This is a genomic window from Sphingobium phenoxybenzoativorans (assembly GCF_001757355.1).
In the GTDB taxonomy this organism is placed as follows: Bacteria; Pseudomonadota; Alphaproteobacteria; order Sphingomonadales; family Sphingomonadaceae; genus Sphingobium; species Sphingobium phenoxybenzoativorans.
This window is the reverse complement of record NZ_MINO01000025.1, coordinates 1-24,108: the sequence shown is the minus strand read 5'-3', so window position 1 is coordinate 24,108 and position 24,108 is coordinate 1. Positions and strand designations below refer to the sequence as shown.

Annotated in this window: 22 protein-coding genes; 12 read left to right on the top strand and 10 right to left on the bottom strand. The window is 50.1% G+C overall.

Going from position 1 to position 24,108, the window contains the following annotated elements; all coding sequences use genetic code 11:
- Positions 1-26: 26 nt before the first annotated feature.
- Entirely contained in the window at positions 27-1,202 is a 1,176-nt protein-coding gene (locus BHQ40_RS13130; RefSeq protein WP_083276903.1) for a glycosyltransferase family 4 protein, read from the top strand.
- 12 nt (positions 1,203-1,214) lie between these two features.
- On the opposite strand, the gene BHQ40_RS13125 is transcribed toward BHQ40_RS13130, so the two are convergent.
- Positions 1,215-2,543, bottom strand: coding sequence for an O-antigen ligase family protein (locus BHQ40_RS13125; RefSeq protein ID WP_070156323.1), 1,329 nt, complete (start codon positions 2,541-2,543; stop codon positions 1,215-1,217).
- 367 nt (positions 2,544-2,910) lie between these two features.
- Between BHQ40_RS13125 and BHQ40_RS13120 the strand changes: the two genes are divergently transcribed.
- The 7 genes from BHQ40_RS13120 to BHQ40_RS13090 all read left to right on the top strand — a co-directional run bounded on the left by BHQ40_RS13120 (position 2,911) and on the right by BHQ40_RS13090 (position 10,703).
- Positions 2,911-3,909, top strand: a complete 999-nt coding sequence (locus tag BHQ40_RS13120; RefSeq protein WP_070156322.1) for a glycosyltransferase family 2 protein — start codon at positions 2,911-2,913, stop codon at positions 3,907-3,909.
- A gap of 73 nt (positions 3,910-3,982) precedes the next feature.
- Positions 3,983-4,693: a serine O-acetyltransferase gene (locus BHQ40_RS25135; RefSeq protein WP_083276902.1), complete on the top strand. Its 711-nt coding sequence runs from the start codon at positions 3,983-3,985 to the stop codon at positions 4,691-4,693.
- Between the two features lie 124 nt (positions 4,694-4,817).
- The gene (locus tag BHQ40_RS13115) at positions 4,818-5,825 is read left to right on the top strand and encodes a glycosyltransferase family 2 protein (protein WP_171905847.1); all 1,008 of its coding nucleotides are present in this window, start codon (positions 4,818-4,820) and stop codon (positions 5,823-5,825) included.
- 213 nt (positions 5,826-6,038) lie between these two features.
- Positions 6,039-6,998: a glycosyltransferase family 8 protein gene (locus tag BHQ40_RS25130; protein ID WP_083276900.1), complete on the top strand. Its 960-nt coding sequence runs from the start codon at positions 6,039-6,041 to the stop codon at positions 6,996-6,998.
- Between the two features lie 13 nt (positions 6,999-7,011).
- Complete coding sequence (locus BHQ40_RS13105; protein ID WP_070156319.1) at positions 7,012-7,962, top strand: polysaccharide pyruvyl transferase family protein; 951 nt, start codon at positions 7,012-7,014, stop codon at positions 7,960-7,962.
- Positions 7,963-8,196: 234 nt separating this feature from the next.
- A protein-coding gene (locus tag BHQ40_RS25125) for an IS630 family transposase (RefSeq protein WP_253183354.1) occupies positions 8,197-9,145 on the top strand; the annotation gives its coding sequence in 2 pieces (ribosomal slippage) (positions 8,197-8,537 and positions 8,536-9,145; 951 coding nt in all).
- An 880-nt stretch (positions 9,146-10,025) separates the two neighbouring features.
- Positions 10,026-10,703 carry a phosphatase PAP2 family protein gene (locus BHQ40_RS13090; protein ID WP_070156316.1) on the top strand — a complete coding sequence of 226 codons (678 nt, stop codon included), beginning with the start codon at positions 10,026-10,028 and terminating at the stop codon, positions 10,701-10,703.
- Between the two features lie 62 nt (positions 10,704-10,765).
- On the opposite strand, the gene BHQ40_RS25120 is transcribed toward BHQ40_RS13090, so the two are convergent.
- From BHQ40_RS25120 to BHQ40_RS13075, 6 genes are all read right to left on the bottom strand, one after another.
- Positions 10,766-11,725, bottom strand: a complete 960-nt coding sequence (locus BHQ40_RS25120; RefSeq protein ID WP_083276899.1) for an endonuclease/exonuclease/phosphatase family protein — start codon at positions 11,723-11,725, stop codon at positions 10,766-10,768.
- A gap of 44 nt (positions 11,726-11,769) precedes the next feature.
- The gene (locus tag BHQ40_RS25115; RefSeq protein WP_083276898.1) at positions 11,770-12,912 is read right to left on the bottom strand and encodes a glycosyltransferase family 61 protein; all 1,143 of its coding nucleotides are present in this window, start codon (positions 12,910-12,912) and stop codon (positions 11,770-11,772) included.
- 1,289 nt (positions 12,913-14,201) lie between these two features.
- Positions 14,202-14,357 carry a hypothetical protein gene (locus BHQ40_RS26195; RefSeq protein WP_171905845.1) on the bottom strand — a complete coding sequence of 52 codons (156 nt, stop codon included), beginning with the start codon at positions 14,355-14,357 and terminating at the stop codon, positions 14,202-14,204.
- A gap of 31 nt (positions 14,358-14,388) precedes the next feature.
- Positions 14,389-14,715: an IS66 family insertion sequence element accessory protein TnpB gene (tnpB, locus tag BHQ40_RS13085; RefSeq protein WP_216094886.1), complete on the bottom strand. Its 327-nt coding sequence runs from the start codon at positions 14,713-14,715 to the stop codon at positions 14,389-14,391.
- Positions 14,716-14,741: 26 nt separating this feature from the next.
- Positions 14,742-15,179 (bottom strand): transposase, encoded by a 438-nt coding sequence (locus tag BHQ40_RS13080; protein WP_253183353.1) that lies wholly within the window; start codon positions 15,177-15,179, stop codon positions 14,742-14,744.
- Between the two features lie 173 nt (positions 15,180-15,352).
- Positions 15,353-16,846: a lipopolysaccharide biosynthesis protein gene (locus BHQ40_RS13075; RefSeq protein ID WP_070156313.1), complete on the bottom strand. Its 1,494-nt coding sequence runs from the start codon at positions 16,844-16,846 to the stop codon at positions 15,353-15,355.
- A gap of 185 nt (positions 16,847-17,031) precedes the next feature.
- Here BHQ40_RS13075 and BHQ40_RS25730 point away from each other — a divergent pair, with 185 nt between their 5' ends.
- The 3 genes from BHQ40_RS25730 (at position 17,032) to BHQ40_RS13065 (ending at position 20,124) form a co-directional block, all read left to right on the top strand.
- Positions 17,032-17,730, top strand: coding sequence for a hypothetical protein (locus BHQ40_RS25730; protein WP_139139300.1), 699 nt, complete (start codon positions 17,032-17,034; stop codon positions 17,728-17,730).
- A gap of 356 nt (positions 17,731-18,086) precedes the next feature.
- Positions 18,087-18,907 (top strand): IS5 family transposase gene (locus tag BHQ40_RS13070; protein WP_139139299.1). Its coding sequence is split into 2 segments (ribosomal slippage): positions 18,087-18,702 and positions 18,702-18,907, totalling 822 coding nucleotides; the frame shifts between segments, so codons are not numbered across the junction.
- A 137-nt stretch (positions 18,908-19,044) separates the two neighbouring features.
- Positions 19,045-20,124 (top strand): acyltransferase family protein, encoded by a 1,080-nt coding sequence (locus BHQ40_RS13065; protein WP_070156312.1) that lies wholly within the window; start codon positions 19,045-19,047, stop codon positions 20,122-20,124.
- A 50-nt stretch (positions 20,125-20,174) separates the two neighbouring features.
- On the opposite strand, the gene BHQ40_RS25110 is transcribed toward BHQ40_RS13065, so the two are convergent.
- The gene (locus BHQ40_RS25110; RefSeq protein WP_083276896.1) at positions 20,175-20,822 is read right to left on the bottom strand and encodes a PEPxxWA-CTERM sorting domain-containing protein; all 648 of its coding nucleotides are present in this window, start codon (positions 20,820-20,822) and stop codon (positions 20,175-20,177) included.
- A gap of 288 nt (positions 20,823-21,110) precedes the next feature.
- The gene (locus tag BHQ40_RS13060; protein ID WP_083276895.1) at positions 21,111-21,752 is read right to left on the bottom strand and encodes a PEPxxWA-CTERM sorting domain-containing protein; all 642 of its coding nucleotides are present in this window, start codon (positions 21,750-21,752) and stop codon (positions 21,111-21,113) included.
- A gap of 400 nt (positions 21,753-22,152) precedes the next feature.
- Here BHQ40_RS13060 and BHQ40_RS13055 point away from each other — a divergent pair, with 400 nt between their 5' ends.
- Positions 22,153-23,151: an NAD-dependent epimerase/dehydratase family protein gene (locus BHQ40_RS13055; protein ID WP_070156310.1), complete on the top strand. Its 999-nt coding sequence runs from the start codon at positions 22,153-22,155 to the stop codon at positions 23,149-23,151.
- A gap of 106 nt (positions 23,152-23,257) precedes the next feature.
- Here the strand turns inward: BHQ40_RS13055 and BHQ40_RS26190 are convergent, their stop codons facing one another.
- Positions 23,258-23,428, bottom strand: coding sequence for a hypothetical protein (locus tag BHQ40_RS26190; RefSeq protein ID WP_171905846.1), 171 nt, complete (start codon positions 23,426-23,428; stop codon positions 23,258-23,260).
- Positions 23,429-24,108: the final 680 nt, after the last annotated feature.

Below are 24,108 nucleotides of genomic sequence, written 5' to 3'. Positions count from 1 at the left end.
CCTTTAGATTATGGCGGAGGCGGGAAATGCACCGAGATCCCAGACTGGTAATTATGCCCTTTACCGGCAAAAGACTTGGGGGTTCGCATATTTCCGGTCTTGTCCTTGCAGATGGCCTAAGGCAGCGATTTGATCTGAACAGCGTGATCGTGGCGCCAGAGAAATCTGAAGTGACCGACTTTGCCAGAGGGATGGGTTTCACAACGATAGATAGTGGAGCTGCGCCTTCCAACCGCGCATATGATCCGCTTGGAGCATTGCTGGGATTTCGCTCGCGTTACAGCATGTTGTCTCGCTTGAAGGATGGGGCAGTCCTGCACGTCAATGACATGTCTGCCCTGCCCATATGGGGCCCAGCAGCACGGCTTATAGGCATCCCAGTCATACATCATGATAGAGCTAACGGCAGAAAGTTCCCCAAATGCCTGGCCATCCAGATCGCTGAACATGTCATAAGCATCTCGTCCTTTTGTTACGCCAGCCTGGCTTGCGTTGGCGAACATCGGAAAACCCTGGTTACGGATCCCTTTAAGTATCCTGACACACCGCCTCCATCTGAATTGAAGAATGCCATTCTTCAAGAAATGGGTGCAAATGATGACTGCATTTTGATCGGTTTCTCTGGAAATTTCTGGGAGAGGAAACGCCCAGTATTTTTTCTGGAAACTGCTCGAATCCTTGCAGCGAGAAATCCCCGGCTGAGATTTGTGATCTTCGGTAGGCCAGGCGACATTTCCGAAGCGCGTATGCAGGACCTAATTCAGCAGATGCAACTTGGCGCGGTTTGCTTACTTGCGGGCTTTCGTACGCCTGCCGATAACAATATTGCCGCTTTGGACATACTGGCAATGCCGGCGATCACAGAGCCATTTGGCCGCACGCCTGTTGAGGCCCTGTTATTGGGGGTGCCTTATGTAGCCACGGACGATGCGGGGCACAGCGAGATATTGGAAAAGTGGGCTGGAGGGGTGGGCGTTCCACTAAACGCTGATCCGGAAGAATTTGCCAATGTGATAGAGCGAATGATCACTAGCACCGATCAGATTGCGCTAAGTCTGGATGATCGCCGGCTGATCGCTACGGAGTTATCCCCAACAAGTCATGCGGAAGCGGTCATGCAGGTTTACCGCAAATTTGGCGATCGCTTTGCCCGAGGAGAAATGAGCGGTTCGGAAACAGGACACTCTCCCGGCGCAGTCTAGCCGTCCTTTCAATTAACGCTGAGAGCGACTTTGATGCCGGCGCGCTGGCCCGGCATAGAATGACGCGCTCCAACCCCAAATTATTGCCCAAGTTATCAGGCCCTCAATCTGCCACAATGGCATTGTCGACATATTGAGGACCAAAAAGGAGAGTTGGGCGAAAACAATTTTTATCCTGTTTTCGCCTGATCCCAATATGGACACGATGAAGCCACAAGCAAACATGAAAATAACGGCTACAAGTCCAAATATTCCGTATTCGTATAGATTATGAACGAAGGTGTTATGAGCATAAATTGTAAATTTCTGTTGATATGAATCCGGGCCGAATCCGACTAAATGTCGTATGTTGTCAGACTGCTGCCATTCATCGATATATTTGCTCCAAAGATAGAGCCGGCCCGACAATATCCTTCTATCGCTGAACGTGAAGGATTCCGGTCGCCCTAAACCGTTGGCAACTCTTTCTATAGCTTTCGGCAAATCATCTAATCGATCTGTAGATACGCTAATGCCGACGGCAGCAGTGATAGCAAATAATGCCGAAACCAGTAAGACAAATGCTTTTAGATGCCTTGGAAACTGCCGGATAGCTTCAGATAATACGAAATATACGATTATAGGCCCCGCTGCAATTATGGCCGTTCTGTAATTTGCGATAAAAATGCCAACGACGCCCGTCGTCATGCCTGCCCACCGAGTTCGTGTGGATAGGCCTTGCCCAAGCACGGAAAGCATGACCAAGCCGACCAAGGCGGAAGAGAACGCCGCTTCATGATTGTATCCGCCAATATAAGAAGCAGAGCCGTCTGCCTCTGTCTGTTTGTAGCTTCCCAGAACAACGGAGAGCGCCTGAAAAATGATTAACGGACAAAAAGCGAACAAGGCCCAAAAGCTGAAATTTTTGTGATAACCATTTCTGAAAATATTAAAGATATGAGTTGCAATAACGAAAAAATACAGAGTTTTTAGAATAGTATCGACACTCCCCATCAAATTATGGTTTATTGATGAACTAACAATTATCGAAATCAGATAAGGTGCTATTGCTAACGCTATAACATTGAATATAATTTTCCTACGCGCCGTAAACAGTCCCAAGGCAACGATAAAGATAGAACCTAGAGCGTTGCCGGAAAGTCCAGCGGCAACGGTCTGATAGGTGACGGAGGGAAATGCAGATAATATGAAGCGAAACCAGATCGCAAATATGACGAACTTTGAAGACCAGTCCTGACATCTTCTCAGCGCGACAAAAGCAACTATGGACGAAAGGAGAAGTCCCAGAAGTTGGGCAAACAAAGGAAGTGAGCCGCTCACAACCTCGATGCGACCGTTCATGCAAGGACACCATGCGTATGAGGTGATCCCAAATCATTTTGTGGGCCAGCGCCCCTAATGTCGACTTTTCCAGCGCGCAACAAAAATGCCTTTCGCTTCCTGCCTGATAAGGATGGCCCGGACATGCATAATCGGGCTGAACCGAAAAGCAACTGGCCCTCGAAGATGCTGCATTTCTTGAAAAAAGGGGCGGGGACCATTTTGGCGTGAGCGACAGCTTCAACAGCGCTATCGGTAACAATCGGCTTATATCGATTTGCGATGATAGGTCCGCGGTGCGCGATGAAGTGATGTTCATAAGTTCGTGATTTCCGGCTAAGGCCACTCAGAAGAGGCGTTTCTTCAGGAATTTTGGAGTTGGCGAAGTATGGGGACGGCCAGCGGCGAGGCACCTTCGGTATCGGTGATCATTCCCGCATATAACGCCAGTGCCTACATCGAACGAGCGATCATTAGTGCTCAGCAGCAAATGGGCCATTCACTTGAAATAATTGTCGTAGATGACTGCTCGACCGATAATACTTGCGATGTGGTGCGTCGCCTACAGTTGGCAGATGATCGGATCATCCTTCACAAAACTATAAAAAACGGCGGCCCTAGCGAGGCTAGGAATTTGGCGATCGGACATGCAAAGGGTCATTGGATCGCGATATTGGATGCCGATGATACATGGAAGCAAGGGCGCCTGAAAAATCTTATAGAAATCGCACTGGAACAGTCGTGTGATATCATAGCAGATAATTATGTTTTGCATGATGAGTCTCGCCCCGCAGGCGATACCCCAGCGTTCTATCTTCGGAAAAAATGGGGTGAGCTTACGCCGGAGCGTTTTCTATGGAGCGAGCGGCCCGGCGGACGGATGCGGTTTGGCATGCTGAAGCCAATCCTACGACGGGAATTTCTCACCAAAAAGGAAATCTCTTATTCAACAGAAATCCGGTACGCTGAGGATTTTCATTTTTTTATGAACTTCCTGCTACACGGGGCTAAAGCGATATTAGTTAGCGAAGCATATTATTCTTATACTTTGCCGTCCAGCCTCGTCACAGGTAAAAAATCGAAAGGGTCACGAACCGTTCCGAATCTCGACGATCGTATCTGGGTTGCTGATGACCTGCTTAAGAAGTTTAAAGGCAGTCTCACACCAACTTCGCAAGCAATGCTAATGAAATATCGATGCTGGATGGTGGGTGCCCGAAACGGCAAAATGATAATGGACCTTTTGCGGAAGCGCCATTTTGGCAAGGCAGCTTTCTCATTGCTTATGCAACCGCGCGCTGCGCTCATCTATGGACTCGCATCTGGACCGGTCAAGCGAGCGCGGTATCGATTTTCAAATGGCTCTCCGCCGCATTTGAAGTTGTGACCAGTCTTATTCTCTCTCTTGATAGATGCCAATAATTCAAAGTGGCATAGTGAAATAAACTGCGAGGCTTGGCATGAATAATACGAAAGGACATATAACAACCTCTAGAAAAGATGTCGCCGGATCACAACAGTTAAGCCAATTATCTTCCCGTCATCTTCGGGGATGTCTACCCTCATTACGATCAGTTTATTTACACTTGAAGGCTGACTTGATCCGATATCAAGGAGAGGGTCGCGCAAAGTTCATCAAACATTTTCTTTTTACGCCTGGTTATAAATATACCGTCTGGATGAGATTAACTGGATGGGCTCATCGCAGCAAACTGCGTAAATACACCTTGGGATTACCGTTCAAGTTTGTTCTGCGTCATTTAAGATATAAATACGGTATTGCTATACCTGAATATACAGAAATTGGCCCCGGGTTTTTCATCAACCGGTTTGGTGGGATTTACATCAATGGGGATGCTATAATTGGAAATAATGTAAATATTGCTCAAATGTCGATGATCGGGCAAGCAAATCGTGGTACACGTGCAGGCTCGCCGATTGTGGGGGACCGTGTCTATATCGGCGTTGGAAGCGCGCTGGTGGGAAGGATATCGGTCGGTAATGATGTGATAGTCGGTACCGGGGCGGTCATGTCCTCAGATATCCCTGATATGTCTGTGGTTTCTGGCAATCCTGGTAAAATCCTCCATAGTCGAGGTTCTGCTTACTATGTAAATAGGCTGGTTCCAGATGAGCTTCTTGAGATATGTCGATTATCAAGAGAACGTTGAGACGTATTTCACACTGAAAACGACGGTATTTATAAGAATACTGGGTCATTTGTCTTGAAGTATATGTAATAATGTTACTCGTACTACTATATGTGGGATTTTTATGAGAAGGGGTGAATGGTCGATGACCGCTTCTGCAGAAAATTCTTCGGGATCTTTTCCGGTTACGCGTGCTAACCTCGTTCAGCCTCGCCGCTATTCGGTCGATTTTCAAACTGACCATGCAAGCAAAAATGCGGACGTGTCCCTAGTCGTTTGCACCCGCAACCGTGCGGAGCGGCTAAAGCCAATGCTTGATAGCTTAAGATCGGCGATTCTGAACTCGTCAGCTATAGTTCAAGTCATATTGATCGATAGCTTCTCTGATGATTTGACCAAAGAAGTATTGATAGAATGGGCACGAGATCAACCGTTCTGGGTCAGTGTTGTGAGGGCGCAAGAAGCTGGAGCCTCGCTTGCGAGGAACATTGGTATTACAGAAGCTATGGGCGGAATTGTAGCTTTTACAGACGATGATTGTGTCATTTCAGAGGACTATATCACGGCCATCTCCCGGGCCGTTTCTAACTTGGCGGAACCGCAAATCATCGGAGGAAGGATAATGCTGGGCGATCCTGATGACCTCCCGATCACCATAAAGGAAGATGAGCTAGGGTCCTGTTTTGAGGGGAAAAGAATACCTTCTGGTTATATCATGAGCGCTAACTTCGTAATAACATATGCCACATTTGGGCGCATCGGGGGGTTTGATGAAAATTTCGGGCCTGGTGCGGCTTTTAAAGCTGCAGAGGATAGCGAGCTGCTAATGCGAGCGCTGCTAGAAAATGTGCCGATAAGATATGATCCAGATATAGTCGTCTATCATTTTCACGGTCGGAAGACTTTTGATCAGGCACGAAAGCTATACTCTGGATATAGCTTTGGAGATGGTGCTTTGTTCGCAAAATATTTCTTCAAACATCCAATGATTTTACGACGTGTTGCTGTCCTTTGTCGGGACGCGATCCGGGAGATTGTAATACCCGGTGACGACGCTATCTTGGGGCGCAGAAAGACGCAATGGCGATTAAGGCGCTTGTTTCGGGGCGGTGTCGCGTATTTGAAGCATAGTGGAAAGTCGTTACGGGCTTAACGACACCTGTTCTGTAGGGCTTGCATGTTCATGATGGGGCCGGAGTTTTCGGCCTTCTGCACATAAGGCGCGGCTTTCGTCGGCCGCGTACGGATCGGGCAAGGCGACGAGAAGAACCGAATTTGTGATCAACTGATAATGCTGCAATGCAAAAGAACGTAGGCGGGGGGGCGGTTTCGATATAAAAGGACCCACGCTTAATGTGAGGCCTTGATGGGTGATGACCGACCAATCCTGTTACCAATGAACAGAATTCATTGTGTTTTTTCGACAGATGACAATTTTTGCCAGCATCTCGCTGCGACGTTAGCGTCGCTCTTGGTAAATAATAAGCAGTATTTGTTTCATCTGCATGTGATTGCCGGGGGTGTCAGTGAACTGAACCGCAGAAAAATCCGCTCTCTCGTAGAAACATTCGGAAATGCGGAATTGAATTTTTATCAGTTCGATGAGAGGCCATATCAACATCTTCGAATTGATGGTCATATAAGGTTGGCATCTTATTTCCGGCTATTTCTTCCACATATTCTGCCCGATGACCTTGATAAAGTAATTTATCTTGACGCCGATGTGATTGTTCGTGGCGATGTAGCAGAATTGTGGAAAATGGATTTAGGAACCTCCTACATTGCAGGAGCATTTGATCCATATTCTGAAGGAAGTGTTTTAAGACTAGGACTTCCTCTGTCGCATAAATACATAAATGCAGGTGTTTTAGTTGTTAATCTTCGTCTTTGGCGCGAAGAAGATCTGGTTAGACGTTTCATTCAGTATGCTGAAGATAATAGTGATATACTAATCTTTCATGATCAAGACACGCTGAACGGTGTTTGTAGTGGGCGAATTATTGATTTGAGCTTGCGGTGGAACTTTCAAGCCAAAACAAAGAAGTTAGACCTGAAAAATTCTGATCTATCGGAGCAGTCTGTAAAAGAGATAATGAGTGATATTCGTATCGTTCATTTTACCACTCAAAAAAAGCCGTGGAACTATCGAGATGACGTAAAATATGAGCATGAATATTTATATTATTTATCTCTTGGTGATTGGCGCGATTTTCGACAAAGCGATAGATCATTTTTAAACATTATGCTTAGGCCGGTTAAAAGATTTTTTGCTCCTGTTAATAAAATGCGATGGGCGGCGATGAGCTTTATTAAAAATAAACTTTAGAACCGTGGGATATATGAGACGCATCACATTGCTGGATACTTCTGTGGCGACTGATAATCTCGGTGACGAGATTATTATGGACGCTGTTGCTGAGGTGGCAAGAGCCGTATTACCTGATGGATATTTTTACAGGGTGGCTACCCATGAGCGGATGGGGGCAACGTCTCGCGGACTTATTAGAAGCAGTGACCTATCCATCGTGGGCGGAACAAATATCCTATCGTCCAGCATGCTTAGCAAACATGCCCTCTGGAAGCTGGGCTTGAAGGATATACTTTCGTTGAAATCAGTGGTGCTGTTGGGAGTAGGATGGCATGCCTATGTGAGCGCGCCGAAATGCAGCACACGATTTATCCTGAAAAAAATATTGTCGGGCAAATATATTCATTCTGTGAGAGATTCTTATACTGCCGATAAGCTTGCAAATATCGGTAAAAGGGTTGTAAATACCTCGTGTGTAACTATGTGGAGCTTAACTCCCGAGCACTGTGCCGCGCTTCCAAGAAATAAAGCCAATAAGGTAGTCACAACGCTAACTTTCTACAAGAAAGACCGTGAAGCGGATCGCGGGCTGCTGTCTTTGTTGAAAGAGGAATATGAAGAGGTAGCTTTTTGGCCACAGCAATCACACGATCTGGCATATTTTCAAAGCTTAGGTATCTCGGGGATCGAAATCATTCAGCCTCAGCTCGCATCCTATAATTCGGTCTTAGACTCCGAGGATGTAGATTTCATTGGCACGCGATTGCACGGGGGTATTCGGGCGATGCAAAAGGGCCATCGCGCACTGATTATGTCCGTTGACAACCGCGCGACAGAAATTTCCCGAGATACGAATTTGCCGGTTCTTAATCGGTCTGATTTGCAGGGTGCGCGCTTATGGATTCACGGCGGTACTGCCACTGAGATACGTTTGCCGTTACAAGCAATAGAGACTTGGAAGCTGCAGTTCGCAGGTGGTTAATGGGCACGCGTTAATTTTCATGTGGTAGTCTACAGTTGGTGCTCGAGACGTGACGCTCGTCGATGTTCCGGAGACGAGCGCTCAACTGAAGAACTGGTGAGCAGGGCGATGCGCTCCCGTCCAAACCAAAGGGTACCGCCCTAGAGCATAATCCGATCTGATTGAATCGAGGGTCTTTCCTTAGACTGGAAAATCTGATTCATCATGTCAGCTGGACGAGGAGGCCAGCCTGGCATGACGAAGTCCATCTCAGAGGATTTGCGTTCGCGGGTGATTTCGGCGGTCGATGGCGGTTTGTCACGGCGCGCGGCAGCCGAGCGTTTTGGAGTTGCGGCGGCGAGCGCGGTTCGCTGGGTTCGCGAATGGCGAGAGACCGGATCGACACGGGCGAAGCCCCAGGGCGGCGACATGCGGTCACGGCGGATTGAAGCCCATCGCGATGTTATTCTCGGTGCGATCGAGGAGCAGGTGGACATCACGCTGGTTGAACTGGCCGAGATGCTGCGATCGGAGCATGGAGCCGTATTTGCACCGAGCACCATCTGGCGCTTCCTCGACCGTCACTCGATGACGGTCAAAAAAAACCGCGCACGCCAGGGAGCAGGAGCGGCCCGACGTTCTCGCGCGGCGGCGCGCATGGTTCAAGGCCCAGCCTGATCTCAATCCCGAGCAGTTGGTGTTCATCGATGAAACCGGCGCGTCAACGAAGATGGCGCGTCTGCGCGGACGGGCAAGGCGCGGCATGCGATGCCGGTCGCCAATCCCGCACGGCCATTGGAAAACCACCACCTTCACCGGCGCGTTGCGCTTGACGGGGATGACCGCGCCCATGGTCCTGGACGGCCCCATGACAGGCGAATGGTTCGGGGCCTATGCCCAGCAGGTTCTGGCCCCAACGCTGCGCCCCGGCGACAGCGTAATCCTGGACAATCTGCCGGCTCACAAAACAGCGGCAGCCCGCGAGGCGATCGAAGCAGTCGGCGCGCGCATGATCTTCCTTCCGCCATATAGTCCCGACTTCAATCCGATCGAAAACGCCTTCTCGAAACTAAAGGCCATCCTACGAAAAGCCGCCGCCCGAACCATCCCGGAGCTATGGGATGCTATCCGCGACGCTTTGACCCGCTTCACTCCCGAAGAATGCGCAAACTATTTCACTGCCACCGGATATGAACCAGAGTGATCGGATTCTGCTCTAGATATGAGATAATTGTACTCTTTGCTTGGCATATAGGAATGAGCGCGATTGAAGCGGCTAACGCAGTTCCTTTCAGCGCAGGGCTTGGCGAGGCCTGCGCAAGCCGAAGCATGATAGAGAAGGCCTATATTTCCAGCCATTTATCAGAGGGAATACCAAAGGTTAGATATTTATTGCTTGCCACGACCCTGTCGCTCGACATTCAGCTAGCTCCCAGATACAGGCAGTTTGGTATTCTGACAGCTGTCGGCAAACTCACGCCTTTTTGTGGGGGGAATTCGACAACCGCTTACCCTGATGGACCCCTTGAAACTTACCGCCCGACTTTCCGGTCATATCGCCGCGGCAATAATAGCTCCATTGGAAGGGGTGGGGCGGCAGATCAGACCGACCGGCGTCGTCAAGCCGACAAATCCGCTGATATGCTGGACAGCGGCTCGATTACCACTGGGAGCGCTTACGGTCCCAGGGCGGTGTGTTCTGACACAGCGGGGCGAGGTAAAGGCGCTGGTGAACAGGCTGCCGGCCGCACTCCCGGCAACGATGTTCACTGCGTCGACCCCTTATGACGGTCGCATAGGGAAGATGCTCCTATTGGACGGTGAAGAACCTATCCGTTGACTGCTTATACCGGGCAGATATTTCAATCATTTCATGATCCGTCCAACTCATGTGACCGTGAAATCGCGAATCTGAAGCAAGTCGATGCCGCGAGGCCTCCGACCTTGACGTTTACCATAATTGGGATGGGTAATAATCCCGAGTGTTAATGTCTCTATTCTGGACAACCGGTTCGGCCATCTTCTAGATAAAATGACATTTTTGTTACATGCCTTCCGCCTTATTTGCTTAAGGGGAATACCAAATGAGCTCTATGGACGATCTTGTAACGGAGTACGTCACTAAGCTTGCTGGTCACAGCGCAATAATCGACAAGATCATCGTTCAGGTGCTCCAAACGCCAACCTTCCGATTGCTCCCCTTGATGCTTTCATTGGTCTGGTTCTGGAACGAGCGTGAGAAGCGGCCCGTGATTGTTAACGGCCTCGCTGCTGGGTTCGTGACATTGTTCTTGACGCGTTTCATCCAGAATATTGCCCCTCATCGACCACGGCCCTTATACTCGGGAAACTTCGATTTCGCGTATCCTACCGCGCTGTCGGCAGATTGGAGTTCATTTCCGAGTGATACAGCAGCGTTGGCTTTCGCTTTAGCAGCGACAGTATGGATTATGTCGCGGAAAATGGGCATTCTTGCGATGTTTTGGTCGACGGTGGTGGTGAGCTTTCCGAGGTTATATACAGGAGCTCATTACTTGAGCGATATAGTTGGGGGGGCGATAATTGGAATCAGCTGCGTTATAATTCTATCGAGATGGAGCTACGCAACCGCTGGAATCGATGACTTTTTCCAAAAGGCCTCATCTAACCATCTGCGGTGGTTCCACGTGGTATTGGTATCAGTTGCGTTTGAAATCACCACTTATTTTGAGGATATAAGGAAGCCAGCGGCGGAGATATTTAGGGCGTTCGGCATAAAATAATCCTCGGCTCAAATCGCGATTACAACTAGAACTCCGTCCACTGCTACTAATCTATGCAAAGCTCAATAACCCTCGCGAAGTTGCAAGTGCGTTATCAGTGGATAATGATCTGAGCCGGTACGTGGCATGCGATGAACCGAGATTGCAGACCATGCCGGGCCAACAAAAATGTGATCAATTGGGAGGAGGGCAAATGGCCATTCTACACTACGGACCCGAGCGGGGAAGGTAAATTGCGCGTGTGTAATGCGACGAAGCGGTGACAACTCAGCTTGAAGTTCACGCATTCCACTATTCCACGGAGTCATGTTGAAATCTCCTGCCAGGATTGCACGTGTGCTCTCGAACTCCTTGAAAACTTCAATCAGATTGTGTCTGGTAACCTGCCGGTGTCCGCGGGACAATCTCCAGGATGGGTGCCAAGAGGCCAGGGTTGCGGCTGATTTATCATTCAGCTTTATTTCAGAAAGAAGCAGGACCTGATTGGCCCACAATGGTTTAATGGTACGGCATCGCGTTTTCCCCAGCGCAAGCCTTGAGAAGATAATGACATCGCCCTTTTCGCACTCCGCCACGAAAGGAAAGCGAGTTAAAATCTGGTTTCGGAATGGTTCAAGTCGATCGGACCATTCCTGAAGTATCAGTATATCAGCATTGCTCGATACTAACTTCGATGCGGTTTGGCGTGCATCAAAATTAAGTCGTTTGAGATTATGTGATATTATAAAGAGCTGCTTTCCTTTCGAGAGAATTTTATCATTTGATACGACAAATTCTGGAGCCAAAGTTGTTCCGGCAGTAAAAAGGATTAGGCATCCAAGAGATAGGTTTCGAAGTGGCCTATCGCGGAAGCCCAAATACACAGCAATAACCAGCAAAGGAAAAAAAATCGGGAAAAATGAAGAAATCCTATCTATCTTATTTGAAATACTGCCAAGCCAAGGAGAAATAGCAAATATAAATGAAAAAAAATAAAATAAATAGAATATTTTTTTCCGAATAAATCCACCTAAAAAATCCATCGAAAATCCATCGATTCGAAATTTACTAATTGAAAATTACGGTATCAATAAGAGAGTTTTGCCTCGCCTATCAGTATTTGGACTGCACTCTTGAAACTATCTGCGTCTATATGGAAATCAAACGGGCTTGGACCCCATGAATCAGGCGACCTATCGCCAACACTTTGCCCGATCATGTAGGAATAGGAAAGCCTAGCAGCATGAGACAAGGTATAGAAATTTGGCCTGATCTGGTCAGAAGGAAATAGCTCGAAAACCTTGGTACCAGGAGCACAGAATGCGAGATTTGTCAGACCAGCACCATGTGGAGCGACAACCACGCTCGCCTCGCTAAACATACTTTGCTCATCAGGGTTCTCTTCATAATTATAGACTTCGAAATCAAATCCACGAAGATAGGCAATAATGTCCTTTTCGTTTTCAATGCGGCGCACGCCCGTGCGTGGAACGTAAATTCGTCGCTTGTCACCGGTAGGAGTTGGGAATGGCGATTGCAAAAATTCCACGGTCCAAGACTGATAGTTCCGCTTGCTTCCTGGGAAAGACGTGCAGAGGAGTGTGTCAAAAACTAGAAATTCCTCTGGTCGTGTAAAAAGGCATTTTTCCTTCGGGATTCCGTAAACATCAAGAAAATGGTCGCAAGCGCTGTCCATCGGCTTGGGAAGGTAAATATAGTCTATATTTTCGATCCCTATCCCGCATTTCTGGAACAACTCCCATCTCGGAAGACAGTCTAAGACAAAATGACTGTAGTTATTATGACCGAAATCAGTAGCTAATGAGAGGCAGATTCCGGGCATGTATCGTGGTTGTGTTCTTATATACTTATTTATAAACTTTGAAGATTCTTCATTATACCACGTGGCATCGATGAGTAGTTCCCCAGAACTGGTGAAGGGCCATCCTTCAATTCCAAATACCGCGCCGCCTTCTACTTGCAGAATTCCCAGGTCTGGCGCCGGCTGCAGGAGAGCTCGCATATCAACAGTTTGATCGCCGAAATGTCGAGGGATTGGTGGAAAGTCAGCATAGCCTAGTCTGGCAAAATGCCAACTTCCTGGATGGGTTCGCCCATATTCTTCAAATGAAATGAACCCCGTGATGAATCCTGGGCGCAGAATCGCCCTCGATTTCCTAGCCGCTCGCCGAAATCGGTTCAATGTTGGTGCCGCCAAAAGTGATGGCATCACGATTCGTCTCCCTGATCAGCTCCATGATAAGGTCCGAATAAGAAAATAGCAATTTGTCTAACCATCTTTAGATGATCTTAATTGTACGAAATTGAGCCAATTTTAAACTCGATATCCCGTTACTATTTGGGAACTAAGAAGATGCCAAATTTCATTATGTTAGAGTTCAATCTTTTTTTTTCCTAATTCCCGAGAGAATGTTCAATAAGATTGGTCGGCAAACCCGCCATGGAAATATTGTGGCAACAATTCGAAATAATATAAGTTGAAAGAACATTGATCTCTGGTTAGGGAAAAATATATTTTCATCCACTTCGTATTTTTTTTGGTCAAAAAATCCAAGTGGGGGGGGAAAACTCAATTTTTTATATTATTTTTAGAAATCTTATTTTATAAATTTAGCGATGCGGAGTGTAAATGAGAAAATATGTCGATGACAATGCGATGTTGAAGATAATATATTTGCTGAATTGTATAAAAAACTAAAATTGAAAAAATAGTTATTTGCCATATTTGGGAGGAATATTCTCTATCCTCCTTAATGAATTCGCCGCGAAATTGGTGGTTCTCATTCGCAACCCTAACATTCCTAAAATGTCATTATAATCAAATTAATTCAATTATCTCATTGCGATAGGTAGGATTTAGCAGCAACCAAGTGGCGTAGCCGTGTTGCAGGAGCTCGATTTAGCCGCTCTTTCTGGTCATCTTATCCTATTTCGCTTAGCTCTGGTTCATATCGCTGGCATAACGACTGGCATAAGTGATTCGTGGTTAACGCGAATCTGACATCGTGCGTCGCAAGATATGCAATGACGTTTTGGTTGTGGATTCACCTTGCCCAGATGGCGCAGGTTGATCTTGATAACCGCGCGCTGCCAATCTGCGACTTCGGGTTGTAGGTGTTGGGCATAGTCCCATTTGAGCGTGTGAGACCATACTATGTTTGAGTGGAAACCCATGAATACAATTCCCAGAAATGGAGAATTCTATTTTTGTTGGAATCGGCACGCTGATCCTGATGGTGATCGGATCGGCATGATAGCTTGGAAAGAGGGGCGGTGGATATTCGCTTCTGATAAAACAAATGAGCACCCCACGCATTGGATGCATACGGCTGATAGCGCAAAAAGATCGTCTAATGGGACTTCAGTGCACGCGCTGGGTAGCTTCGTTGCTGCTTTTGGGCGTCGGCGAGAAAGAAATATATTGTCGGAAATTTTTCGGCGACGTACCCCGCAGACTCGCTAGTTTCGAGCGGAGGCTGGGCCGTGTCGCGGCTTCGATTAGCGCTTGGGAATTAAAAGCCCCAAGCTACAGCTGCATTGCAACCGCTCGACCTCGGCCTGGAAGACCTTCATCGTGTCGAGCTCGCGGGCCTGTTCGAGAACGAGCGCCCGCAGCGCTTCGACGTCGTTGGGAAGGTCCGCCTCGATCAGCATGAAGATAGTGAATCAGGGACGCTGGACGCCGTCAACCGGCAATCTGTGGTGCAATCGGTCGCCGCCCGCCATGCACCCGTCGCCAGTCCAGGCCTTCCAGCAACGCGCCGAGTTGGGCGGCGGTCAGTCGCATTACGCCGTCCTGGATCCCGGGCCACTTGAAGCCGCCCGTCTCCAATCTCTTGGCCATCAGGCAGAGCCCAGTGCCATCCCACCAAACCAGCTTGATCCGATCCGCGCGCTTCGCCCGAAACATGTAGATCACACCCGAATAGGGATCGCCGCCATACTCCTTGCCGATCAGTGCAGCGAGCGCATCAGGGCCCTTGCGAAAATCCACCGGACGCGTCGCAACCATCACGCGCGCGCCAGCGCCAGGACCGATCATCGCGGGGACCGAAGGGCTTGCACCACAGCCGCCGCCAGGTCCGCCTTGGCTGTTCGCGCAATCCGGACCACGGCGCCGTCGATCTCGACTTCTATCGCGATATCGTCTCGCCTGCTGCTGGCGACCACCGGCACAAACATCGGCTCCGCGTCCGCCGGGCTACGCTGCGCTTCAAGCGCATAACGAAGCTCACGGCGCCACGTGTAGAGCTGGGAGGTCCGAATATCGTGCCGCCGCGCTAACTCGGTCATATTATCGCAGTGCTGCGCCTCTGCGACGATCGCCAGCTTCTGTTCCAGGCTCCAGGATCGCCGCCGACCTACCATCCCGCTCAGCACTTCAATACGCCGAACAGGCTCCGGATCAACTCCAGTGCGCGTGTCCAGTGCAGTCCTTAGCGCGTCGTCATCCATGCCATCGACGATCTGACTCAATCACCCCAATATACAAGGTGGGGGGAAAACACCGCTTACGCTGCATTCGCGGTCAGCGCTCCAACGCCCTGGGCTTTCAGATTCTCGTATTAACAACATGGTTGTTAGTCGCTGCACGGAGGTCTGGTAATTTCCTTCGATGGAGCGGTGAGACACAAGCCTAGCGTTTCCCATCAAGTTTTCTTTTGCGACTTGAGAAGTTCTGACGCTGCTCGATACAATGATAGGAATTCGGTTTCCGGCCCTTCCGGGCGCCCAGCAGCGAGCCACAACACTGATACTATGCTCAGATATGCTATTACTCCAGCAATCACAGAGCATGTAATTGTGAGCAGGTCGTGATGGCCATCTGGAGTGACTGCGAATGCACTCTGCACAATCCACACGGCTAGTAGGATACCTCCAGCTGCAATGAAATAGCGGGAAGCCAGTCTCGCCTGGTCGACTTTTTTGATACCTGAAATCCTGCTTACCAGTGCCATGTTCCAAACGGTCCCAATGAGGCTGGAGATCATGCGAGCAACGACCACACCCATCAGTCCATTAATCAAAAACCCTGCCGCAATAAAAGGGACTCTAATCAAGAAGGTTCGTACATCTCGGAAAAATAGGGCTTTAGTTTCCCCTTTTGCCATTGCGAGTGGTTGCAGTCCAACAGTGATGGATTGCATAGCGAAAGTGACGGAAAGAATTTGAATAATCGGTATTGCTCCATTCCATTTGTTGCCGAGGATGAACGGCACGAGGAGATTCGCCACCGCCGCAAATCCAAAGCCGACTGGAAAAGATACCGCGCAGATGAGGGCCTGGGCACGCTTATATGCGATGCGCAACCGATCAACGCTGTCCTTCATTCGTGAGAAAGCGGGAAAGAGCGTATTCACGAGCGGAGATGTGGATTCCCGCACTGGTAGGGCGGCAAGATTATCGGCTACAGTATATACACCTAAAGCGCTTCGTCCGACCAGATAGCCTAGAATCAGCTGATCAAGTTTCCAATTCAGCGTGTTGACGGTATCTCCCATCGAAAGCCAAAAGGAATAAGAGAAAAGTTCGCGGAAGGCTTTCAAGCTGAATCTCGGTACATAGGGTGCGATTAAATAAGATGTTATCAGCCCCATCGCCGCTCCCATGAAGCTGCCGATAACGAGTGCCCAATAGCTTTTGAGAAGTATTGCCAGAGCAATGGAAAAGACAAATATCGTGCCTTTTTGTGTGACTTGAATTATAAAGTCCTGACGGAACAGTAACTCGCGTGTCATTAAGGCGACTTTTGGACTTTTCAATCCTGGTAGGGCGCCTGTCACTCCAACAACGAAAAATACCGCTGCGAGTCTCGGCTCTTGGTACAAAAATGCCATCGGATATGCGATCGCGGAAAATACCAGAATAATAAATAATGCCCTAAAGAAACTTATTGTCCAAACGCTATCAAAATGATGTTGGGATAATTCTGCTCGCTGGACCAACGAAGAATTCAAAGAGAGATCTGTGATAGATAAAGCTATTGCTAGAGCTGCGGAAGAAATCGCGAATATTCCAAAGTCAGCAGGTACCAATATGCGAGCTAACACGATCGTGCTCACAAAACCCAAAGAATTCATGGTAAGTCGGCTTAGCGTGAGCCATGCCGCGCCTTGAAAAATCTTCTTTTTGAATTCTGACACAAATACCGCCAATAATTAAATATAGGAACATCGTGTGGAACGTCGTAAATTTCGTCGAATAAATATATACTAAAGATAATAAAACAAAATATCGAAGATATGATATTAGACATCCATTGAATTAACCATTTTCTTATTGATTTTTCGATCCAGGCCATGCTGAGAAGGGGGTGGAAGGATCGGGCATGAATTATCCCAAACAGCCGAGTTTTGAAAAGCTTGGGCGCAGAAGCATGAACAGGCTCTATGACGCAAAGCCGCTTTTGTCAGCCATTTTATTGATAGCTTTGGCTGCTTGTTCAAACAATCGGCCGCTCGATGACGAGCAAAAAATGGTTCGTTCGGTACTTACGCTGTTAACCTCTGAAGGGCGTAAGATATGTCTAAATGACGAGACGGAGGGGGAGGCTCTTTCCATATTTCGTGAGATGGCCATTGCTCCACTGCCATCGCGCGATCGGCTGCGCTGGTCTTATCCTGAGCCGTTGTGGCCATCTGCTGTGAATTTAGAGAAGGGCAAAGTAGATAAGGGAGAAACGAGAATTGCGCCCGTACTTACCGAACCGAGCGATTCCCGCCGAATGCTTCCGGCGATGGATCAGTATCTTCTCAACAGTGCTGCTCTAAGACTTTCAACATGGAAAAAAGCCGGTGAGCCGGTTGCAATCAGCTCGGCATGGACGCCGACAGGTGTTGCCGCGCGGTGGTGGCCTTTGAACAGTTTTAAAGAATGTGACCCGCTATTTGCCGTGACCAAACCTGCGCGAGATCGGACAATTGGATTTGTTACCGTTCGTTCGGCGCATTGGGGAACGATCTATGCCTTGAAGCCGGTTAAAGGCGAGTGGGTCGTGTCGGCCGAGTGGAGCCGCTGGCTCGAATAACCCGGTCTTATAACGGACCAAACTTTTGCATCTGGTTCCACGTTATAAGCGGACCTCGCGAATAATTCATAGGCTATACTCGAGGTTTGAATTTGAAGAGCCAGGCCTATTGGATAGCGGTGATCAAAAAGATTTGATAAAACAGCAGGGACGGTTGAGCTTACCTCTTTGCCACAGCGAGAAGGATTTAAGCGCTCAGATGGCATGACTGGCACTCAACCCTTCGGTATCCGGTGGAATATCTGTAGCTTTGAGAGCCTGATCCGAAACTAAGTTGAGTGGTATCAGCGGGTTAGCGTGACGCTCGCCGCGGTCGTTGATTCAGGTGTTTTGCAACAAACATCCGGAGATCAACGATGTGGACCGATACCACTCGGACGCAGTATGCCCGCGCGGGGCTGGCTTTGCCAAGCGATTTGACCGATGCCGAATGGTCGGTACTCGAACCGTTATTGCCTCCGCCCTCCTATGTGGGCCGACCACGCAAATGGCCGCTGCGGCGAATTGTTGCGGCAATCCTGTATTTGCTGCGCGGGGGACTGCCGTGGCGAATGCTGCTGCCCTGCTTTCCGCCGGTCTCGACGGTGCGGCGCTGGTTTTACCTGTGGCGCGATAACAAACTGTGGCTCTCGCTCAATCATGCCCTGCTGTTGATGGCTCGTGAAGCGACTGGTCGCGATGCTTCTCCCAGCGCAGGGGTGATTGATAGCCAGAGCGTGAAAACGACTGAAAGCGGCGGCCCTCGCGGCTATGACGCGGGCAAGAAAATCAAGGGCCGTAAGCGCCACATCCTCACTGACACCGAGGACAATTTGGTACATGCGGTGATTCACACCGCCGACATTCAGGACCGCGACGGTGCGCCACTGGTGCTGCTTGAAATCATCCGTCGCTTTCCATGGCTGCGCCATGTCTTTGCCGATGGCGGCTATGCTGGCGACAAGCTCAGGGAGGCGCTCCGGCGTATCGGCAATGGACCGTCGAGATCGTCAAGCGATCCGATGTGGCAAAAGGCTTCGTGGTTCTCCCGCGCCGCTGGGTCGTCAAGCGAACACTGGCTTGGCTGAATCGCAACCGCCGCCTCGCCAAGGACTTTGAACAGACCATCGCATCGGCAACCGCGTGGTTGTTCATAGCTTCCATCCAGCTATTTGCCCGTCGCATCGCAAGGCTATGAAATCTCATCGGATAATTATGAAGCAGGCTCTAAGGCCCGTTTAAAAGCTCCACCTATATAAATTATGGTTACTCCTCTTTGTCAAGAATACATGTTAGGGTATTTCTTTCTCGCGGGATTTGAGAAGGAGGCAGCTTTTGGCAGGCCAAGACAGTAAGCTATATTCTATTCAATCCCTACGCGGTATCGCCGCATTTCTTGTGGTGGTGGCCCACTCTATTGAACATGGACCGGGTCATGCAAGCAATTCCATTATATTAACTGGGCGTTTTGGAGTAGAAATATTCTTTGTTATTAGTGGATTGGTTGTTCTTACTGCTGCTGGACCGACAAGCTTCTCTCCGAGAAAATTTTTGATCCGGAGGCTGTGGCGAGTCGCTCCTCTCTACTGGTTTACGACATTCATGGTCGCCGGAATCGCGATAATTATGCCCAGGATGCTCCTGTCGACATCTTTTGAGCCAACATATTTGCTTAGATCGTTGGTTTTCATCCCCACACCTGTTCCTGGCACTCTCGACTGGCGCCCGCTTTTCAAATTGGGGTGGACACTAAATTATGAGGTCTTTTTCTATATTGTGGTGGCGCTCACGTTCGCCTGTCGAACTATGTCTATGCGAGGGGGAGTGATCCTGGTCGTGATGGCGGCATTCATTCTGAGCGCATTTTTTGTGACGCCAAAGTCGAGCATCCTTGCATTTTACGCAAACCTAAATCTGCTGCCGTTTGCGGGCGGCGTTTTGTTAGCAATCTTCCTGCCCTCCCGATTCTCCGCTCTCCCTAGGAGTGCAAAATGGTTTGTCGGTATTCTCGCCGTGCTTGCTACAATTGCGTTTTATCAAGTGCCGTTTGATATGACCAAAGCCCTTCATGGCCATCTTATTATGGCTGGAGCCGCCATACTAATTGTAGCCGCAGTTTTATGCGCTGAGGGGCGAGTTCGAAGTTACTCTATTCTAAATTGGTGCGGGGATGTTTCCTATTCGTTGTATCTCACCCACATGTTTGTACTAGGGATAGGCTGGGCCATCTTGAAGCGACTGGATATTGCTGGCGCGTCTTTCCTCGGCATAGTGGGTATCATTTTGATGATATTGGCTTCATTAGCAATCGCGGATCTTGGCTATAGGTTTCTGGAGCGGCCTCTTCTTCGGTTGCTGCCTAAACACAGGAACAGAACCGCTGATCGCGATCAGAAAGCGTCATCTGGGGATTAGCTTGGACACTATATGGCGGTTAAGGCCCGAATGACGAAGCGAATGGTGAGCTATCTGCAATAGTGCTCATGACATTCTACTTGACGCTTATTAACCGGAGGTAGCGGATTCATCGTCGGCAAAACCGTACTTCGGCGACGGCGGCGCAGCGCCAACCCAGTTGCGCCGAACCCCATGATCATCATCAGCCAAGTGGCGGGTTCAGGCACAGCTGGAGCAAACTGGGATAGGGTAAAGCGATAAATGCCCGTCAGCGGAGTGTTTTCAGGGTTGTAGATACCACTAGGATAAAAGGCGACAGAGGCGGTGTCCTGTTGTCCCAGCAGATAGTCGATCTCATGGCCGAAAGGTGCGCCCTCGCTGAAAATATTCGTTGAAGTGGCAAGCGTTCCAAGAACCTCCCAACCGAATTGATTGTCTCGTGCGAGGATGCTGAAGAAATTTGAGTTGGGCTGGCTGTTTATATGAACTCTGCCCAGATCATTTCCTTCCAAATAATAGGCGGGGAATGATGCTGAGTATGGTCCTTCCCCATAAAATAGCGTGGGGTCATCGTTCAGGATTGGTTCTAAGGTGTCGTCGAACTTAAAGGTAGCGTTCGCATTCCCCCAAAAAGTCGCGTACCATGTTGCGGCGCTTGCAGGCACCGAAGCCGCTATTGCGACCGCCATTATGATTACCTGAATCAATCGGCGCATAATAACCCCTGACCGTTAACCAAGGCAGGATGGCATATCGAGCCGAGTCGATGAAAGCGCGAACGGGTAGAATGTTTGTAGGCGGAGCTAAATCGCATGCTTTCTTCACGAGATGCATCCGCCCAAAGGCGCCTAGCTATCTACGCCAAAGACATGCTTTGATCTTCTCGATCGGCCTTTCATTTGGTTAGCTAATTTGGCGAGCGTAGTTTTTCACAAATCGAGCCGACTTCACGCAGAATCCGGCTCCGCATTTGCAGGGGCAGTGCACCCGAAGATGCAGAGATATCAGGCGTAGGCGACGTTTAGGTCTGTGAACCGCCGCCTTCTGCGGAGCATCGCTCCCGCTGCCCCAAATCCCGCGATCATGAGCAACCATGTCGCTGGCTCAGGCACTGCGCTCACCGCAAGGCTGGTGGATCCGAAGGAAGCGCTTTGCTCCTTCCCGCCGGAGATATTGAATGAGGTGTAGTGGGAGCCGAGCGCCGGGATTGCCTCAGGCAGGCCGGTGGAGGTGACCTGTGTTTTCGAACTGTCTGCGAACAGGAGGTTCCAAGAATAAGGGGAGGAGTTGCCATCAACACCGGGGAGGGGGCTGCTGAAGACATACATATCGTCGTCCGGCCCGCCGTCATCATCGCGTACGAAAGCGTTGAAGGAATTGAGACTGGCGCTGAATCCGCCAATGTTGATGCTGAACAGTCCGGGGATGGCGGTATATGTCGCCGTAGTGGCCGAAGTTGCGCTGGGCAGAAAATCGCTATCGTAGGAGATCGTGCCGAAGAAGGAGGTCCCATTCGCGAAAATGGCATTGGGCTGAGTGTCTTCGATTACCCCGGAATAATCATATGATACAATCTTGGCTTGTGCCGCCTGGCTGCCTGAAAAAAGCAGCGCCATCGTAGCGGCGGCTAAACGCAACATGTTCATCGCAAGTCCCCTGGTTACCGACAGTTGGGAATTAGCAAAGTCTGTCCCCGAAGCCAGATCAAGCTGATGCCGTGGATGCCCCAACGGGTATGTTATTGAGAAAATATCATAAAATGTTAACCAGAACTTGTCCCAAAATGGGACGGCTCGTCATAGGGCCGATACTATCCCTCGTCGGGCAGTCGATCTCCCGTGGAATAGCGGTGAGATTAACTGCCGATCAGGTGCGTAGGGTCGAAAATATTCTGGACGAGTTCGCCTGGATATCCCCAGCCAGGGTGGCGCGAGCAAAGCAGGCTGGATAGCGCAAAATTTCTGATCCCCTGTAAAGAAGGCGCCTTATTGTTGATCTTATAGTCGCTCCCATTATGGCGAACGAGCGTCTGATAAAGGAGTGAAGATGACGATCCTGGTTACAGGTGTCGCAGGTTTTATCGGCATGCATGTGGCGGATGCCCTGATGAAGGCAGGGCGCACGGTCATTGGCGTCGATAATATGAACGACTATTATACGGTCCGGCTGAAACAGGATCGGATCGCTCAGTTGCAGGCGATTCACGGCGGGCTGTTCTCGTTCGTTCCCTGTGATTTTGCTGACCATACCGCTTTGCTGGCGGTGCTGGACGGGCATTCGATAGAAAGCATCATCCATCTCGGCGCGCAGGCCGGGGTGCGCTATTCGATCGAAAATCCGCATGCCTATGTCCAGTCGAACCTGGTCGGGCACGTCAACATGCTCGAACTGGCCCGGCACCGTCAGGTGCGGCACCTTGTCTATGCCTCCTCCTCATCCGTCTATGGCGGCAATGATAGCCTGCCCTTCCGGGTGGAGGACCGGGCCGACCATCCCGTTTCGCTCTATGCGGCGACCAAGAAGGCGGATGAACTGATGAGCGAGACTTACGCCCATCTCTATCGGACGCCGCAAACAGGTCTGCGCTTTTTCACCGTCTATGGACCATGGGGGCGGCCCGACATGGCGATGTGGATCTTTACGAAGAAGATTCTCGCGGGCGACCCGATTCCCGTGTTCAACCACGGGAAAATGCAGCGCGACTTCACTTATATTAACGACATCGTCGCGGGGGTGATCGCCGCTCATGACAATCCTCCACCGGACGATGGCGCGGAAAAGGCGGGAGGCAGCCGTTCGCCCCATCGCATATACAATATCGGCAATCACAAGCCGGAGGAACTGATGCGCCTTATCACCGTGCTGGAGGAAGCATGCGGCAAGAAGGCGATCATCGATCTGCTGCCCATGCAACCGGGGGATGTCCACGCCACCTATGCCGACATCACGGCGATTTCCGCTGACCTGGGTTTCCGGCCAACGACGCCCATAGAGGTGGGCGTGCCCGAGTTCGTTTCCTGGTACAGGCGCTATACGAATGGATAGAGTATAGCGCTCTTCCGCATTCCCCGTGACGGCATGATCTCCAAAACAAGAGCAACCATCCATTTGCCACATGGGGAAATCTTGATGCCGACATACTGGGGCAACCTCATTGCCCCCGCAGAGCTATCGAAATCGCATCGATCAGGCGCCCTGCTGGCGCTCTCATAACAATGCAGATTACAAGAACGACAATCGGCCAGCGCGAGAGCTCAAAAATATTGGTCGCGAACTGCTTCCAACCGATATCGACTTGGGTGGCGTTAGTCATTTTCTCCATGTCAGCCCCTTCAATGTGCCAATCCACCTGCGGTTAACCGTATGTCATACGCAATAGGGCCGAAAGGGGAGGCGTTGCAAATCTTATCCCCCGGTTCGAAATACACCAACTGGGGCAAGCGCCTGTTGCCTGTATGACGGCCCCTGTTCGGGCATGAGCCATTGGATTGCCGTCATAGGTAGAACCAGGCGTGCCAAATCTCATCGCAAGCGCCCAAAACGGACAGAAATACGGCAGTTTCGTCTGTCAAATGCGCCAATTGCCCGATTACAGGCAAATCCACGATTTCTGGGCAAAGATATTCCTCTCAGATGGGTCGCCGTCCCGTCCCCTGCGGGGCCGGCCGCGCTCTACCTCCCTTTGGTCGGCCGAGCCCCGCCTGGCGGGTCTCGTCGGTGCCCGTGACGATCACTGACGGTGGCGCAGGCCTGACGGCCTAGCGCTGGCGGTCGCGCTTTGCGCGGCGTTTGGGGATCGCGGCCACCTGAGGGCCGGGAGGTGGGCGTCGCTCGCCTCTGGACCCATCGCGACGGGGCGCAACCCCTCGCTGCGCTCAGGGTCCTCCACATGCGTTCCGGCCACAGGTGCCCCCCGCCTCATGCGCTGTGTCCGTTCATCGCTCTCCTTGCCGCCCACCCCCGCCCCTCCGGCGGGCCGGTGCTGTGAAAGGCAGGAAGGTT